Origin of the sequence: Myxococcus sp. CA033 (assembly GCF_013336625.1) — a bacterium.
In the GTDB taxonomy this organism is placed as follows: Bacteria; Myxococcota; Myxococcia; order Myxococcales; family Myxococcaceae; genus Myxococcus; species Myxococcus llanfairpwllgwyngyllgogerychwyrndrobwllllantysiliogogogochensis.
In genome coordinates this window covers 35,309-52,274 of sequence record NZ_JABUMU010000037.1, presented here as the reverse complement: position 1 = coordinate 52,274, position 16,966 = coordinate 35,309, and the positions used below count along the sequence as shown (strand labels likewise).

General features: G+C 68.4%; 11 protein-coding genes. 10 read left to right on the top strand and 1 reads right to left on the bottom strand.

All coding sequences use genetic code 11. The features are described 5' to 3' along the window. Position 1 precedes the first annotated feature (1 nt). The 3 genes from cysT to HUA78_RS43990 are packed head-to-tail and all read left to right on the top strand — an operon-like array spanning position 2 to position 2,771. Positions 2 to 844, top strand: a complete 843-nt coding sequence (cysT, locus tag HUA78_RS44000) for a sulfate ABC transporter permease subunit CysT (RefSeq protein ID WP_174458812.1) — start codon at positions 2 to 4, stop codon at positions 842 to 844. A gap of 5 nt (positions 845 to 849) precedes the next feature. Further along, positions 850 to 1,701, top strand: coding sequence for a sulfate ABC transporter permease subunit CysW (gene cysW, locus HUA78_RS43995; protein WP_174478923.1), 852 nt, complete (start codon positions 850 to 852; stop codon positions 1,699 to 1,701). Continuing rightward, positions 1,698 to 2,771, top strand: a complete 1,074-nt coding sequence (locus HUA78_RS43990; RefSeq protein WP_174478922.1) for a sulfate/molybdate ABC transporter ATP-binding protein — start codon at positions 1,698 to 1,700, stop codon at positions 2,769 to 2,771. Before cysW ends, HUA78_RS43990 begins: the two co-directional genes overlap by 4 nt. Before the next feature lie 11 nt (positions 2,772 to 2,782). Here HUA78_RS43990 and HUA78_RS43985 read toward each other — a convergent pair whose 3' ends face one another. Further along, positions 2,783 to 3,571, bottom strand: a complete 789-nt coding sequence (locus tag HUA78_RS43985; RefSeq protein ID WP_174478921.1) for a hypothetical protein — start codon at positions 3,569 to 3,571, stop codon at positions 2,783 to 2,785. Positions 3,572 to 3,760: 189 nt separating this feature from the next. Here HUA78_RS43985 and HUA78_RS43980 point away from each other — a divergent pair, with 189 nt between their 5' ends. From HUA78_RS43980 to HUA78_RS43950, 7 genes are all read left to right on the top strand, one after another. Next, positions 3,761 to 5,107 carry a family 16 glycosylhydrolase gene (locus HUA78_RS43980; RefSeq protein ID WP_174478920.1) on the top strand — a complete coding sequence of 449 codons (1,347 nt, stop codon included), beginning with the start codon at positions 3,761 to 3,763 and terminating at the stop codon, positions 5,105 to 5,107. 325 nt (positions 5,108 to 5,432) lie between these two features. After that, positions 5,433 to 8,744, top strand: a complete 3,312-nt coding sequence (locus tag HUA78_RS43975; protein WP_254624229.1) for an RCC1 repeat-containing protein — start codon at positions 5,433 to 5,435, stop codon at positions 8,742 to 8,744. A gap of 185 nt (positions 8,745 to 8,929) precedes the next feature. Further along, positions 8,930 to 11,854: an alpha/beta fold hydrolase gene (locus HUA78_RS43970; protein WP_174463761.1), complete on the top strand. Its 2,925-nt coding sequence runs from the start codon at positions 8,930 to 8,932 to the stop codon at positions 11,852 to 11,854. A gap of 20 nt (positions 11,855 to 11,874) precedes the next feature. Continuing rightward, complete coding sequence (locus HUA78_RS43965) at positions 11,875 to 13,413, top strand: class I adenylate-forming enzyme family protein (RefSeq protein ID WP_174478919.1); 1,539 nt, start codon at positions 11,875 to 11,877, stop codon at positions 13,411 to 13,413. Beyond that, positions 13,410 to 14,696: a type III PLP-dependent enzyme gene (locus HUA78_RS43960; protein ID WP_174463759.1), complete on the top strand. Its 1,287-nt coding sequence runs from the start codon at positions 13,410 to 13,412 to the stop codon at positions 14,694 to 14,696. Before HUA78_RS43965 ends, HUA78_RS43960 begins: the two co-directional genes overlap by 4 nt. Beyond that, positions 14,693 to 14,953 carry a phosphopantetheine-binding protein gene (locus HUA78_RS43955; protein WP_121763088.1) on the top strand — a complete coding sequence of 87 codons (261 nt, stop codon included), beginning with the start codon at positions 14,693 to 14,695 and terminating at the stop codon, positions 14,951 to 14,953. The genes HUA78_RS43960 and HUA78_RS43955 overlap by 4 nt, the downstream gene beginning before the upstream one ends. Next, the gene (locus HUA78_RS43950; RefSeq protein ID WP_174463758.1) at positions 14,950 to 16,944 is read left to right on the top strand and encodes an AarF/ABC1/UbiB kinase family protein; all 1,995 of its coding nucleotides are present in this window, start codon (positions 14,950 to 14,952) and stop codon (positions 16,942 to 16,944) included. The genes HUA78_RS43955 and HUA78_RS43950 overlap by 4 nt, the downstream gene beginning before the upstream one ends. Positions 16,945 to 16,966 lie beyond the last annotated feature (22 nt).

Sequence of the window (16,966 nt, the reverse complement as noted above, 5' to 3'; positions counted from 1 at the left end):
CATGGCACCGCGCTCTCGCCGCCATGTCCTGCCCGGCTTCAGGCTGTCGCTGGGGTTGACCTGGGCCTATGTCGGGTTGCTCGTCCTCATTCCGCTGTCCAGCCTCTTCCTCAAGACGTTCTCCCTGACGTGGCCGCAGTTCTGGGAGACGGTGACGGCGCCTCGGGCGCTGGCGGCGTACAAGCTCAGCTTCAGCGCGTCGCTGGCGGCGGCGCTGGCCAACGTCGTCTTCGGGCTCCTGGTGGCCTGGGTGCTCGTGCGCTATCGCTTCCCGGGCCGCTCGCTGGTGGAGTCGCTAGTGGACCTGCCCTTCGCGCTTCCCACGGCGGTGGCGGGGCTGACGCTCACCACGCTGTTCTCCTCCAAGGGCTGGTACGGCCAGTACCTGGAGGCTTGGGGCCTCAAGGTGGCCTACACCTCCGTGGGCGTGGCCGTGGCGCTGACCTTCATTGGCCTGCCCTTCGTGGTGCGCACGGTGCAGCCCGTGCTGGAGGACATCGACGTGGACGTGGAGGAGGCCGCGGCCACGCTGGGGGCCACGCCGTGGCAGACCTTCACGCGCGTGTTGTTCCCGGCCATCGTCCCCGCGCTGCTCAGCGGCTTCACCCTGGCCTTCGCGCGGGCGCTGGGGGAGTACGGCTCCGTTGTCTTCATCTCCGGCAACATGCCGCTGCGCACGGAGATTGTTCCGCTGCTCATCGTCACCAAGCTGGAGCAGTACGACTACGCGGGGGCCACGGCCATCGCCGTCGTCATGCTGCTGGCGTCGTTCCTCCTGCTGCTCGCCGTCAACCTGCTCCAGCGCTGGAGCCATCGCCGGCTGGAAGCCCGGTCCGGAGCGTGACGGACATGTTCGCTCCCTCGATACACCTGCCGCGTCGCAAGACGCGGACCCTGGAAGGGTCCCCATGGGTCCGGTGGACGCTCGTCACCGTGGCGCTGGGGTTCCTGTCCGTCTTCCTGGTCGTCCCGCTGGTCGCCGTCTTCTCCTTCGCGTTCCAGAAGGGCTGGGAGGCCTACCTCGCGGCAATCACGGAGCCGGAGGCGCGCTCCGCCATCCTCCTGACGCTGACGGCGGCGGTCATCGCGGTGCCGCTCAACCTCGTCTTCGGCCTGGCGGCGGCGTGGCTCCTGGCGCGCTTCCGCTTCCGGGGACGCGCGCTGCTGCTGACGCTCATCGACCTGCCCTTCAGCGTGTCGCCCGTCATCGCCGGACTCATCTTCGTGCTGCTCTTCGGGCGGCAGGGCTGGCTGGGGCCGTTGCTGTTCGAGCACGACATCCACGTCATCTTCGCCGTGCCGGGAATCGTCCTCGCCACGGTGTTCATCACCTTGCCCTTCGTCGTGCGGGAGGTGCTGCCGGTGATGCAGACGCAGGGCAGTGACGAGGAGGAGGCGGCGCTGACGCTGGGCGCGAGCGGCTGGCGCACCTTCCTGCGCGTCACGCTGCCGAAGGTGAAGTGGGGCGTGCTCTACGGCGTCATCCTCTGCAACGCGCGGGCGATGGGCGAGTTCGGGGCCGTCTCGGTGGTGTCCGGGCACGTGCGCGGTGTCACCACGACGCTGCCGCTGCACGCGGAGATTCTCTACAACGAATACGATTTCGCGGGGGCCTTCGCCGTGGCGTCGTTGCTCACGCTGCTCGCGCTCGTGACGCTGGTGCTGAAGAAGTACGTGGAGTGGAGGAGTGAGGCGTCATGAGCATCATCGTCAAGCAGCTCACCCGGCGTTTCTCTCCGGGCGGAAGTCCCGCCGTCTCGGACGTCTCGTTCCAGGCGCCCGCGGGCGCCATCACCTCCCTGTTGGGGCCGTCGGGCGCGGGAAAGTCCACGCTCTTGCGCCTCATCTGTGGGCTGGAGGTCCCCGACGTCGGTCGCGTCCTCATCGACGGGCAGGACTGTACGGCGCTGCCCGTGCAGAAGCGCAACGTGGGCGTCGTCTTCCAGAGCTACGCCCTGTTCCGGCACATGACGGTGCGGGAGAACATCGCCTTCGGACTCAACGTGCGGCGGCTTCCCCGAGACGAGGTGGAGGCGCGCGTGGACGAGATGCTGCGCCTGGTCCAGCTCAAGGCGCTGGGCTCGCGCCATCCGGGGCAGCTTTCCGGCGGACAGCGCCAGCGAGTGGCCTTCGCGCGAGCGCTGGCCATCCGTCCCCGGGTGTTGCTGCTGGACGAGCCCTTCGGCGCGCTCGACACGCGCGTGCGCGAGGAGCTGCGCGAGTGGCTCCATGAGTTGCACGAGCGCACGGGGCTGACGACGCTGCTGGTGACGCATGACCAGCAGGAGGCGCTGGAAATCTCGCAGCACGTGGTGGTGATGAGCGAGGGACGCGTGGCGCAGGCGGGCTCACCGGAGGACATCTACGACCGGCCCGCGTCGCCCTTCGTCGCGTCGTTCATCGGCGGGGCGAGTGTCCTCCGTGGCCACGTCCTGGAGGGCAGGGCGGCGCTGGGTTCGCTCGCGCTGTCCGTACCCGCCGCCGCGCGGGAGGGCGAGGCGGTGCACGCCTTCGTGCGGCCTCACGACATCAAGCTGGCCCGTTCCGTTTCGGTGGCGGGAGCAGGGGAGCGCACGCCCTTCATGGGCCGGGTGGAGCGCTTCAAGCCCGTGGGCGGCTTCGTCAAGGTGCTGTTGCGCATGCCCTCCGGGGACGAGGTCACCGTCCAGGTGCCTCGCTCGGAGTTCGAGGCGCTCGGCGTCGTCGAGGGGGACGCGGTGCGCGCCGATGTGCTCACCGCGTCCGTTTTCGTGGGGGACTACGCCATCTGACGGACGCGCCTTCAGTGCGCTTCGATGACCGACGGCGCATGAGGGCTGTGCGCCGCCAGCGCTTCGGGAATCACCACCGGCTCGTGGGGCGCGACCTTCCAGGGAGGCAGCGCCTCACCCCGGCGCTGGGCGCGGATGCAGCGCCACAGCTCGTTCGCGTACGGCAGCACGATGGTGGCGCCGATGCCGAGCAGGATGTTGCGCAGGTAGCCCGCGGGGAGCCGCTGCTTCTTCAGCGCGAAGCGCCACCGTCCCTTGCGACCGCCGATGCCCCAGATGGCCAGGAACTGGTCCCAGTGCAGGCAGACGATGGAGGACACGGCCATGAAGGGCAGCACCTCCAGGAAGCTGTGCGTGTGCTGCTCGCGCGGCTCCACGTCCCGCTGGTGGTTGATGGCATAGGCCACATCCGCGAAGGCCGTCGCCTCGTGCGCCAGCGAGTGTCCCAGCATGACGGAGAGGGTGAGCGGGTTGATCTCCATCAACAGCCCCATCATCACCGGTACGCCCACCTCGGTCATCATCAGGCAGTGGATGAGTGACTCGCCCGCGCCACTGGTGTGTTCGATATCCGTGCGCTTGTGCCACACCCAGTCCACCACGCCCGGCACCAGCCACGCCGGCAGCATGAAGTAGAGCAGCACCCGCCGCGTCGCTGACTCCACGTCCGTGGCTCCGGAGGGGATGCGCAGCCGGGGCCTGTGGAGGTAGCCGCGCGCGGCCCGGGCCAGCTTGAACCGCCAGCTCCGATGCCCCCAGGGCGTGGTGACTTCACGGAACATTGCCGCCGCGCTGCTCATGACTTCCCCCACTCCCGCATCTCTCGGGTGCCACTGGATGGATGTGTCAGAAGCTAGGCATTGCCCCCACTCACACCACCGAGCGTCGGCCGGACAGGAGGGCGCCAGCAGGCCACGACGAACCTGCAAGGAAGTTTGAAATGCTGTTATTTCTCGAAATGGAGGTCTAACCCATTCCGGGAGGTACGCATGGCAGGACGGACCGAGACGTGGCTGGTGGCGGCGGGGCTGGTGCTGGGCGGCTGTGGCAGTGAGGTGGCGGTGGAGCCCGAGGCGGTGCCGCTGGCGAGCCAGGCGCAGAAGGAGCAGGCGTACGACCCGGGGGCGGGTTGGAACATGGTGTGGCAGGACGACTTCGGCGGCACGGGTTTGAACGCGGCGAACTGGAACGTGCTGACGAGCAACCACGACCCCGTCACCAACAACTGCAACTTCGGCACGGGGGAGCTGGAGTTCCCGCGCGCGCAGAACGTCACGGTGAGCGGGGGCAAGCTCATCCTCACCGCCGAGCGGACGACGGATGGGCCGTATGACTCGCGCTGCGCGGGGTATGGGCCGCGCTCGTTCTATTCGGGGCGCATCCACACCAAGGGCAAGGTGGAGCGGCGCTACGGCAAGCTCGTCGCCAGCATCAAGGTGCCGTCCGGGTACGGCATGTGGCCGGCGTTCTGGACGCTGGGGGCGAACATCTCCAACGTCGGCTGGCCGGCGAGCGGCGAAATCGACATCCTGGAGTGGCACTCCAACGAGCCGTCGTGGATGAAGGTCGCCACGCACTCGTCCAACGGTGTGCAGCACTGGGGCTCGGGAGCCAACCGGGGCTACAGCCTGGCGGATGCCTTCCACATCTACGAGGTGGAGTGGGCCGCGGACCGCATGGTGTTCAAGCTGGACAACCAGGTCCGGGCGAACGCGGACTTCTTCCACAATGACCCGGCGTTCCAGCAGAGCCACTACATCCTGCTGAACCTGGCCCTGGGTGGGAACTGGTACAACAACACCTCGCCCGCCGCCGTCGACCTGCCGCTGGGGCAGCGCAAGACGATGGAGGTGGAGTGGGTGCGCTGGTACCAGGCGGGCAGCTCCAGTGGCGTCTCGTTGGCCAATCCGGGCTTCGAGGCGGACATGAGTGGCTGGTCGACCTGGAGCCCCAACGGCACCGAGGCGGCGGACTTCAGCGAGACGTACAACGGCGGCCACTCGGGCAGTTACCACCTGTCGCACTGGACCAACGCGACGCCCTTCGAGGTGTGGACCTTTCAGGCCGTGTCGGGGCTGGCGTCGGGCAACTACAAGGTCCGTGCGTGGGTTCGCAAGGGGGGCTCGTTCGAGCTGGCGCGCATCCAGGCGAAGACGTGCGGCTCCTGCGCACCGGCCTTCACGGAGCTGGGGACGTATGGCGCGTGGACGCTGGTGGAGTCTCCCGCCATCTCCGTCACCGGCGGCTACCTGGAGCTGGGGTTCCACACCCGGGCGACCACGGGCAACGGCGCCAACTTCATCCACATGGATGACGTGGAGCTGGTGCGCCTGTAGCCAATGACCGAGGGGTGGAGCGCGAGTCCGGCTCCACCCCTAAGTGCTACTGTGTGACGAAAGTATCAGACAGGTGAAGAGGTCCCCGTTGGGCTGATGCGGGGCAGGGGTGCGGCGTCCTGGGCCAGCGAGAGGACGCGGTCCCATGCCGTACCGGGTTCCGGGCACCCTCATCCAAGTACCGGGCGATGTTCCGAAAGACCCGCCTCGGTTTCCGGGATGGGTTTCCTTTTCCAGACTTATTCATGCTTAGTTTGAATAATTTGACTTCCGTGCGAGGCGCTCGCCTCACTGGAGTGTTCGCACGGTGCTGGGGAGGGAACCGATGAGACGTGAAGAGAAGATGTCGCGTGGCCCGGCGGCCTGGGCGTGTCTGTTGTTGTTGTGCGGGCCGTGGGCCCTGGGCTGTACGGAGCCTGTTTCACGGGAGCCTTCCTCGCCCGAAGTAGGGGCGGTGAAGGCCGCCGAGGGGCTTCCGAGAAATCAAACCGTCTCGGCGGGTCGGCTCCACTCGCTGGTGCTGCGGCCGGATGGAACGGCGTGGAGCTGGGGCGCGAATACGTTCGGACAACTGGGAGATGGCACCACGCGGACCCATGGAACGCCCGTGCGGGTCTGGGGGCTGTCGTCGGTGAGCATCGTCTCCGCGGGAGACCTGCACTCGCTGGCGCTGAAGGCGGACGGCACGGTGTGGGCCTGGGGGAACAACGAGCGGGGACAGCTGGGGCTTGGTGACACCGCGATGCGCCTGTCGCCTGTGCGCGTCCCCGGGCTCACGGACGTGGTGCGGATTGTCGCGGGCTTCTCGCACTCGCTGGCGCTGAAGGCGGACGGCACGGTGTGGGCCTGGGGCAACAATGCGACCGGCCAGCTCGGTGACGGCACCACCACGCAGCGGCTTCTTCCCGTAGCTGTTCCCGGCCTGCTGGGCGTGTCCGAAATCGGCGCGGGCAACTCACACTCGCTGGCGCTCAAGGCGGACGGCACGGCGTGGACGTGGGGTGCGAACGCGGATGGGCAACTCGGTGACGGTGGCGTCACGCAGCGAATCGTCCCGGGCCTGGTGCCGGGCCTGGCGACGGTGGTGGCAATCGTGGGCGGCGGCTCGCACTCGATGGCGTTGAAGGTCGATGGAACGGTGTGGGCGTGGGGGCAGAACGCCTTCGGCCAGCTCGGAGATGGGACGACGACGGGGCGCTCCGCTCCCGTGCAGGCCCTGGGGATGTCGAACGTGACGGCGGTGGCGGGTGGGGGACAGCACTCGCTGGTGCTGAAGTCGGACGGCACGGTGTGGGGCTGGGGCGGCAATGCGCGCGGTCAGCTGGGCGATGGCACGACGACGCAGCGTCCCTCTCCCGTGCCCGTGCAAGTCACCACGGGCGTGCTGGGCGTCGCGGCGGGCGGAGGACAGCACTCGGTCGCGATGAGGGCCGGGGGCGAGGTCTGGTCCTGGGGAAACAACGCGGACGGGCAGGTGGGGGATGGCACCCGGCTGCTCAGGACGGAGCCCACGCGAGCGGCCGCCATGTCCGTGCGCGTGGAGACCGCGGCTGGAACGAATCACTCGTTGGCGATGAAGCCAGACGGCTCGGTGTGGGCCTGGGGCTCCAACAACTTCGGACAACTGGGTGACGGTTCGACGACGCATCGGGCCGCTCCGGTGCAGGTGGTGGGACTTGGCGTGGACGTCCTGGCGCTCGCGGCGGGGCGCGGTTTCTCCCTGGCCTTGAAGACCGATGGCACCGTCTGGACGTGGGGCGAAAACGCCAGCGGTCAGCTTGGGAATGGGACGACCACCGCGCGAAGTGTCCCCGAGCAGGTCGCGGGGTTGAACGATGTCGTGAGCGTCTCGGCGGGCGACAACCATGCGCTCGTCGTGAAAGCGGATGGGACGGTGTGGTCCTGGGGCTCCAATCAATCAGGGCAGTTGGGAGACGGCGGCACCACTTCTCGTGGAGTGCCCGCCCAGGTCCCCGGACTCACCGCCATGGTGGAGGTGGTGGGCGGCAACTCCCACTCCCTGGCGCTGAAGCGGGACGGAACGGTGTGGGCATGGGGTAGCAACGGGTTTGGACAGTTGGGGGATGGCACGACGACCCAGCGGCTTCTTCCCGTGGCCGTACCGGGCTTGACGGGCGTGGTGTCCCTCTCCTCGAAGTACCTCCACTCCATGGCCTTGCGAATGGATGGCACCGTCTGGGCATGGGGCTACAACTACACGGGGCAGCTCGGAGACGGCTCCACCACGCAGCGACTGGTGGCCACGCGGGTCCTCGGCCTCACGGATGTCTCCGCCATCCGCGCGGGAAGCTCCTATTCCGCGGCGCTGAAGTCGGATGGCACCGTGTGGACCTGGGGTTTCAATTCTTCGGGGCAGTTGGGGGATGGCACCACGAACCAACGCCTGGCGGCGGGACGTGTCGTGGGTCTGGTGAATGTGATGTCGCTCGCCGCGGGGGATGCTCACCTCCTCGCGGCCCGGGACGACAACACCTTGTGGGCCTGGGGCTCGGGCACCTCGGGGCAGGTGGGTGACGGCGTCTCCGCCATGTCGCTGGCGCCGACGAAGACCTTGTTCTCCGGGGCGCGAGCCACCAGCGCGAGCTTGTCCTACTCGCTGGCGGTACGGGGAGACGGCACGGTGTGGAGCTGGGGGACCAATTCGTCGAACGGTGTGCTGGGGGATGGCAGCACGGTGGTGCGGCGAACCCCCGTCTCCGCCAGCGGCCTTTCGAATGTGCTGAGCCTGGATGCCGGTCCCAATCATGCATTGGCGCTCCGCGCGGGCGGCATCGTCTGGGCCTGGGGCTACAACACGTCGGGACAACTGGGGCAGGGGCAGAACAGCGCGCCGGTGTTCCTGTCGCCCGCATGGGTGCCGACGCTGACCAACGCGGTGGCCGTCGCCGCCGGTGATTGGCACTCGTTCGCGCTTCGGGCGGACGGCACCGTCTGGGCCTGGGGCGAGAACTGGCAGGGCCAGCTCGGTGACGGCACTGCCACGAACACGCGGTACTCACCAGTGATGGTGGCCAACCTCTCCGGCGTCGTGGCCATCTCCGCCCGGCGCAATCACGCCCTCGCGCTCAAGGCAGACGGAACCGTCTGGAGCTGGGGCTTCAACACCCAGGGGCAGCTCGGAGACGGGACCCTCACGAGCCGTCAAGCTCCCGTGCCTGTGGGTGGCCTGTCGAATGTGCTCGCCATCGACACCGGGGATTCCTTCTCCGTGGCGTTGAAGTCAGACGGGACGGTGTGGACGTGGGGGCAGAACAGCGCGGGGCAGTTGGGGGATGGCGGCAATCTCAACCGCCTGGTGCCCACGCAGGTGCTCGGGTTGACCCGAGTCGCCTCCGTGACGGCGGGAGCCCAACATGTACTGGCTTTGATGGCGGATGGCACGGTGCGCTCGTGGGGCGCCAACAGCGCGGGGCAGCTCGGCGATGGGAGCAATGCCGCGCGGAACCTGCCGGTGGTCGTGCCGGGCCTCACGGGCGTGCTGTCTGTCATGGCGGGCGACCAGCACTCGCTGGCCATTCGCGATGACCGGACGCTGTGGGGCTGGGGCCTCAACCTCCATGGCCAGCTGGGCAACGGCGTTCTGCCGCACCGCACCTTGCCTGTGAACGTCTGGTAACGCATACATGAGGCGTGGGTCCCGGGGGCGTCGTCCCCTCCCGGGACTCTGTCGAGAATCGTATGGTTCAATCGCCTTGCGATGCAATCAATGTCATACGAGACAATCCGTAATCGTGTTGACAGGTCGCGATATGCCCCGCATAAGGTTGGCTGCATTTGCAGCCCTACCCAGCGGAGCGGCCCATGGGTGCGACATATGCGAATCCCCTGGAGTATGACGGACGAGAGCTTCGTCCCACCCGGCTTCTCCTCACCGGGGGCACGGGGTTCCTGGGAAGCCACTTCCTCCTCTGGCGACTGAGGGCAGGGGGACGGCTCTTCGTCCTGGTGCGTGGCACGTCGCCGGAGCATGCGCGCGAGAGACTCCTGGAATCTCTCGCGGAGGCCGCGGCCTCGTATGACGTCCCCGTTCCATTGGAGGCCGTCGAAAAGAATGTCGTCTGCCTCGTCGGCGACATCACCCTCCCGCTCTGTGGCCTCTCACCCGAGGACCTGGGGCGACTGGAAGAGGCGCGGCTGGAGGAGGTGTGGCATTCCGCGGCCAGCCTCGCGTATGAGAATCGCCACCGGGACAAAATCCATGCACACAATTGCATCGGGACGAGAAACATCCTGGAGGTCGCGCGGAAGGTAGGGGCCGAGAGGTTTGTCTATGTCTCCACCGCCTACACGGCGGGCACCCGGCGCGGAGTGATTCCCGAAGCGCTGCATCCGGAACCCACGGGCGGTGCCGCGGACTTCAACAACTACTACGAGGAGAGCAAGGCGCAGGCGGAGCGCGAGGTCTCTCGTGCCTGTGAGGAGGCCGGTCGCGCCTACAGCATCGTCCGTCCCTCGGTCATCATCGGCCCCAGCGCGAGCCGACGCAGCGGGGGGACGCGGTTCGGAATCTATGGCTTCGTGCGGGAGCTGTACCGGCTGCGCCGGGAGCTGGCGCAAGTCACGGACCCGCTGCGGCTGCTGGGTCACGAGGGCGCGGGCGTCAACATGGTGCCCGTGGACCACGTGGTGCTGGACATGCTCCGGCTGAGCGCCACCCGGTTCGAGGGCGGGCCGGTGCATCACCTGGTGGGGCCCGTGGAGCTTCCGGCCACGGGGATGGTGGACCGGATGTCCCATGCGCTCCGGCTGCCCATCCTCAGCTTCACCACGCACCGTGAGACGGAAGCGTCCCCGATTGAACAGCTGTTCGATTTGCGCGGCGCCTTCTACGCAAGCTACGGCCTGAACCCGAAGCGGTTCGCCCGCGCGCTCCCTCCGCACCCGCCGCTCTCCCTCGCGGACCTGGATGTCTACCTTTCGAGCTATCTCGCGGAGCTGGCGCGCGAGCGCGAAGGGCTGGTGTTCACCCCCGTGCAGGTTCGCGCCCCGGATGGGGCGGAGGTGTGTGCCTTCACCCGGGGGGACCCCGCGCGCCCGGTGCTGGTCCTCTGCAACGCCTACGCGATGCCCGAGGAGTTCCTGGCTCCGCTCGCGCAGCGGCTGGCCCAGAACTGGCGGGTGGTGACGTGGAACACCCGCTGGCTGCCCACGCCGACGCCGGACTTCAATCCCTCTCAGTGTGACTCCAGCGTCCATGTGGCGGACCTGATCGCCGTGCTCGACCGGCTGGGAATCTCCCGGGTGGAGACGGTGGTGGGCTGGAGCAGTGGCGCGCAGGTGGCGCTGCGCGCGCTGGCCGAACACCCCGAGCGGTTCGCGAGCGGCGTGCTGCTCAACGGGACGGTGTCGCTGGCGGCGACCGCGGACCACCCGATGACGTCCTTCGAGAAGAACCTCCGCCAGCTCTTCCCCCAGATTGCCGCCAACCCCCGGGTGGCGGAGCGCTACTGCAAGCTGATTTTCGGAGGCAGCCCCGGAGCCGAGGCGTCGAACAGCGAGGACCGGAAGGTGGTGGCCAGCGTCCTCACCTCCACGGACCCCCACCTGCTCTACATGACCAGCGTGCCGTTCCGCACGCCGTCCAGTCTCTTCCGATACGCGAACATGGTCTGCGCGCTCTTCCGCGAGCGGGAGGACGCCTGGACGTCCTCCGTGAAGCAGCCCGTGCTCGTCTTCGGAGGTGGAGCGGATGCCATCTCGCACCCGGACCAGGTGGCGCTCCTGGCCTCCCGGCTCGTCGGCGCGAAGACAGTGCTCCAGCCGACCGCGGACCACTTCTCCCATTTCTATGACGAAGGGATGGCCACCATGATTGAGGACTTCGCCCAGCACGCGCCCTCCGGGGCGCTTCCCGTGGAGCCTTCCGGGGATGGTTTCGCGCGCACCCTGGAGCGGCTGATTCACCTCTCCAACGCGGACACCTCCAATCCCTTTCGGGAGCTCGTCTGGGAGAAGTCCCTCCCCGAGGACCAGCCCTGGATGAGCCCGGAGCTGCTCTCCGTCCATGGCACGCCCTGGGCCCAGAAGCTGACGCAGGAGCAGCTCCTGCGGCTCAGCAAGTGGGAGTGCATCAACTTCTTCAGCCTGAACGTGACGGGCATCCGCGAGCTGCTCACGGAGATGATCAGTCGCATCCACACCCCCGGCTACGAGGTGTCCTCCGAATACCTCCACCACCTGGTGCTCGAGGAGAATGAGCACATGTGGTACTTCTCGCGGTTCTGCCTGACGTACGGCGGAAAGATATACAAGGACCGCCGCATCCGTTACGACACCTTCCCCGAGACGGACATCAAGGAGTTCCTGGCCTTCGCCACGGTGCTGGTGTTCGAGGAGATTGTCGACGGCTACAACAGCCACATGGCGAAGGACATGCGTCTGCCGCCCTTCGTGCGTGAAATCAACCGGCTGCACCACTCGGATGAGACACGCCACATCAGCTACGGGCGGTTGAACATCGAGCGGCTCCACCAGGGGCTGCGGGCGAAGCACGGCGTAGAGCGACTGCGGGACGTGGAGCGCGCGCTCAAGCGCTTCATGCTCACGTCGATGCAGAAGCTCTACAACCCGGACATCTACAAGGACGTGGGGCTGCCCGAGCCGCTGAAGCTTCGCAACGAGCTGCTGGCCCATCCCGAGCGCGTGGCCTTCAACGAGCGCATCCTCTCGAAGACAACGAGGTTCATGGTGAAGAAGGAAATCTTCACCGACGACCGGCTGTCCTGACCTGTCTGGGAGAGACACGCATGTCGCCCCATCACCTCTGCGGTTTGCTGGAAGAAGCCGAGCGCCATCATGGGGACCGGCTGTTCTTGTCCGACGACCGGGCCTCGCTCACCTATGCCCAGCTCGCCACGGCCACCCGGCGTCTGGGGGGCTGGCTTTCACGCCAGGGTTTCCGGCGGGGAGACAGGGCCGTCATCCTCACCCGCAACCGCGCGGAGGCGGCCCTGGCCGCGTTCGCGACGGCGCGGCTGGGCGGCATCTTCGCGGTGCTGCATGGCGCGATTCGCGAGCCGGGCCTGCGGAGGATTCTGGAGCAGGTGACGCCCACCGTGGCCTTCCTGGACGAGTCCACCGCGCACCTCGCGCCTGCCTTCGCCGACGTGCCCATCGTCTGGGTGGGGGAGGGCGCGGAGCCGGCCTCGGGAATGCGGCTGTCGCGCATCCTGGACAGCGAGCCCGCGGAGTGTCCGCCCTTCTCGGGTGTGGACGTGGATCCGGTCTGTCTCATCTACACGTCCGGCTCCACGGGAGCGCCGCGCGGCGTGACGCTCAGCCACGACAACATCCTCTTCGTGGTGGCCGCCATCCAGGAGCGGCTCCAGTACCGCGCCGAGGACGTGGTGGGCGTCTTCCTGCCGCTCTCGTTCGACTACGGCCTGTATCAGGTGTTCCTCGCCGCGCAGGTGGGGGCGGGCGTGTTCGTCGGGAGCGCGGAGCTGGCCGGGCCGGCGCTGGTCACCACGCTGGAGCGACAGCGGGTCACCGTGCTTCCCGGCGTGCCCACGCTGTTCGCCGCGTTGCTCAAGCTGCTCGGCCGGAGTGGGGCGGGCGCGCTCCGCTTGAGGGCGCTCACCAACACGGGCGCGCATCTGCCGGCCAGCCACGTGGAGCAGCTGCGGCGCCAGTTGCCGGGTGTCTCCGTGTTCCCCATGTATGGACTGACCGAGTGCAAGCGCGTCTCCATCCTCCTGCCCGAGGAGTTGGAGGCACACCCGGGCTCGGTGGGGCGCGCGCTGCCCGGCACGGAGGCGATGATTCTGGACGAGCAGGGCCATGTGCTTCCGCCAGGCGAAGTGGGGGAGCTGGTCATCCAGGGGCGCCACGTCGCGCTCGGGTACTGGCGGGCGCCGGAGGAGACCGCGCTGCGCTATCGCGTGCACCCGCGCGGGCTGGGCCGCGTGCTGTTCTCCGGTGACCTGTTCCGGATGGACGCGGAGGGCTTCCTCCAGTTCGTCGGGCGCCGGGACTTCCTCCTCAAGCGCCGGGGCTTCCGGATGCACCCGCTCGAAATCGAAGAGGTGGCCTGCGGGCTGCCCGGTGTCGCGGAGGCGGGCGTGGTGCAAGAGGCGCAGGTCGACCGGTTGCACCTCTTCGTCACCTCCCTCCCAGGCGCGCCGCCGCCGCGCGAGGCCGGGCTGCTCGATGCGCTCGCCAGTCGCCTGGAGCCCTACAAGGTTCCGGACCAGGTGCACTGGGTGCCAGAGCTGCCGAGGACGGCCAACGGCAAGCTGGACCGGGCGGCCCTCGCGAGTCTGCTGACGGCGGGAGGACAGCCATGAGCGCGCCGATGAGTCCGCACCTGGCGGCTCGGGCCGCGGCATGGTTGGAGATGTACGGCTCGCCCCTCTACGTCTACGACCTGGGGGACGTGGAGCGGCGCACGCGCGAGCTCATGTCCGTCCTGCCAGAGGGCAGCCGGGTGTTGTTCTCGCTCAAGGCCAACCCGCTTCCGGCGATGGCGGAGGCGCTCTGCCGGCTCGGCTGCGATGCGGAGGTGTCGTCGCCTGGAGAGCTGGCGGTGGCGGTGGCCGCGGGCTTCGCTCCGGAGCGGGTGCTCTACTCCGGCCCGGGCAAGAGCGCCGACGAGGTGCGTGGGGCGCTCGGCGCTGGCGTGACGCGCTTCTCCGCCGAGTCGTGGACGGACCTGGAGCGCATCGACCGGGCCGCGCGAGCCGCTCGGCTTCGGGCGCGAGTCCTCCTGCGCGTCAACCCGGATGCGCCTCCCGTGGCCCGGCTGGCGATGAGTGGCGTGAGCAGCCAGTTCGGTCTCGACGAGGCGGAGTGGCGCGAGGGCCGCGCACGCGTGGCCGCGCTCGGTGCCGTCGAGCTGATGGGGTTGCACATCTACCAGGGCACCCAGCTCGCGGATATTCCCGCGCTGCTCTCCGCGCTGCGGGTGGCGCTGGAGGTGGGGGAGTCGCTCTCCAGTGCGTTCGAGCTCCCCTTCCAGGTGATGGACCTGGGAGGCGGATTCCCCTGGCCCTTCGCCACGCCCGGTGTCGGACCGGAACTGGCGCCCCTGCGCGAGCCGCTCGCGCAACTGGCCGCGGAGCGACGGAGGACCGCGTCCGCTTCGCTGTGGTTCGAGTCGGGGCGTCGCCTCTGCGGCTCCTCGGGCACGCTCTGGTCGACGGTGATGGACGTGAAGCGCTCGAAGGGTAAGCAGTACGTCGTCCTCGACAGTGGCATCCACCACCTGGGCGGCATGTCGGGTCTGGGGCGGGTGCCGCTGGTCGGCATCGGCGTCGCGCGGGCGGGCGGGGAGGTGGAGCCCGGAGTGCTGGAGGAGGTCAACGTGGTGGGGCCGCTGTGCACGCCGCTGGATTGCTTCGCACGCAATCTCAAGCTGCCGCCGCTCCGGGTGGGAGACAGGGTGTTCATCCCCAACGTTGGAGCCTATGGGGCGACCGCGAGCCTCACGGGGTTCCTGAGCCGGCCGCCGCCGTTGGAGCTGGCCCACCGGGACGGGGAGGTCATCGCGGTGCACCGGCTGCGCTGGGGACACGAGCCCCACACGCGCTTGCCCATCCAAGGGTCGCTTTCGTCGGAGGAGACACGATGAATACGGACGAGGTGAGGACCAGGCTCATCGAGGTGCTTCGCGAGTTCCTTCCCCGCGTGGCGCCCGACGAGCCGGTGGAGATGGCGCGCCCCTGCAACGAGATGGGGCTGGACTCGATGAACGCCATCAATCTGATGCTCGCGCTCGAGGGAGCGTTCGAGATTTCCTTCCCGGACGCGCTCCTCACCGCGGAGACCTTCCACTCCCCGGCGAGCCTGGAGACCATCGTCCATCAACTGCGCGGCGCCGCCCAGTGAGCTCGCTCCGCGCCGTCCCAGAGAAGGTGGAGCCGGCGCGGCCGGTGAAGGAGGCGGCCCCCTCCTCACCGGCGCGCACCCCCGTGGCGCGCGAGCAGCGGGTGTCCTCGGCGGTCGACCGCTGGCGCAAGCGCGAGGCGCAGGACTCGAGAATCGAGGCGGCCAAGGCGTTGGGGCAGCAGCTCCGGGCGCGGTCCTGGGAGGCCCCGCCCACGCCCCACCAGCGCGAGGCGGAGCAGTACCGCGCCAGCATTGGCAAGACACTGCTCCAATTGGGCGTCTGGATTTTCGGGGCCCTGTGGTTGCTGGTGAGAATCGGCGCGGACGTGCTCCGGCGGCGAGACTCCATCCAGTCGCGAGGCCAGCACCTGCGGCGCCTGATTGAGCGAGCGGGGGGGACGTGGATCAAGCTGGGCCAGCAGATGGCCATCCGCGTGGACCTGCTCCCGTATCCGGTGGCGCAGGAGCTGGAGAAGATGCTCGACGCCGCGCCGCCCATTCCCTTCTCCCAGGTGCGCGAAATCGTCGAGCGGTCCCTCCAGCGGCCGATAGCAGAGGTGTTCTCCGAGTTGAGCGCGGCGCCCGTGGGCTCCGGCTCCGTCGCCTGTGTCTACCGCGCGGTGTTGCATGGCGGGGAGGAGGTGGCGGTGAAGGTCCGCCGGCCCGGGGTCGGCTCGCTCTTCGCCGCGGACATGCGCGCGCTGGGGTGGATTCTCGGGCTCGCGGAGCTGTGGTTCGTTCCTCCCGGCTACTCGCGCCAGTTGCTCCACGAGCTGAGCACCATGCTCTACGAGGAGCTCGATTTCGTCCGGGAGGCCCGCTACACGGAGCTCTTCCAGGACCGGATGGACAAGCTGGGCCAGCGCTTCGTGCGCTCGCCGCGCGTGTATGGCGAGCTGTCCAACCACGAGGTGCTGGTCACCGAGTTCGTCTCCGGCATCTGGCTCAAGGACCTCATCTCCGCGGCCGAGCGCAAGGATGAGCCGGGGCTGTCGTCGCTCGCCACGCTGGGCATCGTGCCCCGCAAGGTGGCCCGCAGGCTGCTCAAGATTGCCCGCCTCTGCGCCCAGGAAGGGCTCTTCTTCCACGCGGACCTGCACCCGGCGAACGTGATGGTTCAACCGGACAGCCGGCTGGTGCTCATCGACTTTGGGTCCTGCGGTGCCTTCACGGCGAGGGAGCGCCGGGTGTGGCGCGAAATCGCGGACGCGCAGGCGAACGAGGACGTGGGGCGGATGGTGTCCGCGGTGCTCGCGCTGCTTGAACCCCTGCCCGCGGTGGACGTGGAGGAGTTCTCCCGCAAGCTGGAGGGCATCTTCTGGCAGGACCTCTATGCGAACAAGAGTCGCACCTCGCGCTGGTGGGAGCGCACCTCCGCCAACCTCTGGATAGGGTTCTTCAAGCTGGCCCAGGAGTACAGGGTCCCGATGAACCTCAACACCTTGCGGATGATTCGCTCCACCATGCTCTCCGACAGCCTGGCGGCCCGGTTGGAACCCCGCATAGACCATTATCGGGAGTACCGCCGGTACGAGGTGCAGCTCGGCCGACGGATGCGAGAGCGATTGAACCGGAAACTGGACAGTCTGTCCGAGGACCGCTCGTTCATTCGCTACGAACAGTTCTACGAAGCGGCTGTGGCCGGCTTCTATCGAGTCCAGCGCTTCCTCGACTCCTCAACCTATCGGTTCGCGGTGACGGAGCGGACCGTCTCTTTCGCCCTGTCGCAGGCGCTGCGGGCGGGGAGCTGGCTGTTGCTGGGGGCGCTGACGGTTCGCGTGGGGGCGGCGGTGGTGGGAATCACCCGGCGAGGGCAGGGTGCGGGCGAGGCGTTCGCCACGGAGGTGTTGTCTGGCCAGGCCTGGAGCCAGACGCTGCTCAGTCCCCTGTTCCTGGGCGCGGTGCTGCTTGCCTTGGCGGTGACGCTGCGAGGCATCAGCTTCAGGCTCTCGGATAAGGACCGAGAAGCGGGCTCACGCACCGCGCTCTGACTGGCCCGCACGTGGGCGGCAG

What these genes read in the sequence shown, in the direction of transcription:
- cysW (WP_174478923.1), top strand. Translation starts at nt 850, where the DNA reads ATGTTCGCTCCCTCGATACACCTGCCGCGTCGCAAGACGCGGACCCTG.
- HUA78_RS43990 (WP_174478922.1), top strand. Translation starts at nt 1,698, where the DNA reads ATGAGCATCATCGTCAAGCAGCTCACCCGGCGTTTCTCTCCGGGCGGA.
- cysT (WP_174458812.1), top strand. Translation starts at nt 2, where the DNA reads ATGGCACCGCGCTCTCGCCGCCATGTCCTGCCCGGCTTCAGGCTGTCG.
- HUA78_RS43955 (WP_121763088.1), top strand. Translation starts at nt 14,693, where the DNA reads ATGAATACGGACGAGGTGAGGACCAGGCTCATCGAGGTGCTTCGCGAG.
- HUA78_RS43970 (WP_174463761.1), top strand. Translation starts at nt 8,930, where the DNA reads ATGGGTGCGACATATGCGAATCCCCTGGAGTATGACGGACGAGAGCTT.
- HUA78_RS43980 (WP_174478920.1), top strand. Translation starts at nt 3,761, where the DNA reads ATGGCAGGACGGACCGAGACGTGGCTGGTGGCGGCGGGGCTGGTGCTG.
- HUA78_RS43965 (WP_174478919.1), top strand. Translation starts at nt 11,875, where the DNA reads ATGTCGCCCCATCACCTCTGCGGTTTGCTGGAAGAAGCCGAGCGCCAT.
- HUA78_RS43985 (WP_174478921.1), bottom strand. Translation starts at nt 3,571, where the DNA reads ATGAGCAGCGCGGCGGCAATGTTCCGTGAAGTCACCACGCCCTGGGGG.
- HUA78_RS43960 (WP_174463759.1), top strand. Translation starts at nt 13,410, where the DNA reads ATGAGCGCGCCGATGAGTCCGCACCTGGCGGCTCGGGCCGCGGCATGG.
- HUA78_RS43975 (WP_254624229.1), top strand. Translation starts at nt 5,433, where the DNA reads ATGAGACGTGAAGAGAAGATGTCGCGTGGCCCGGCGGCCTGGGCGTGT.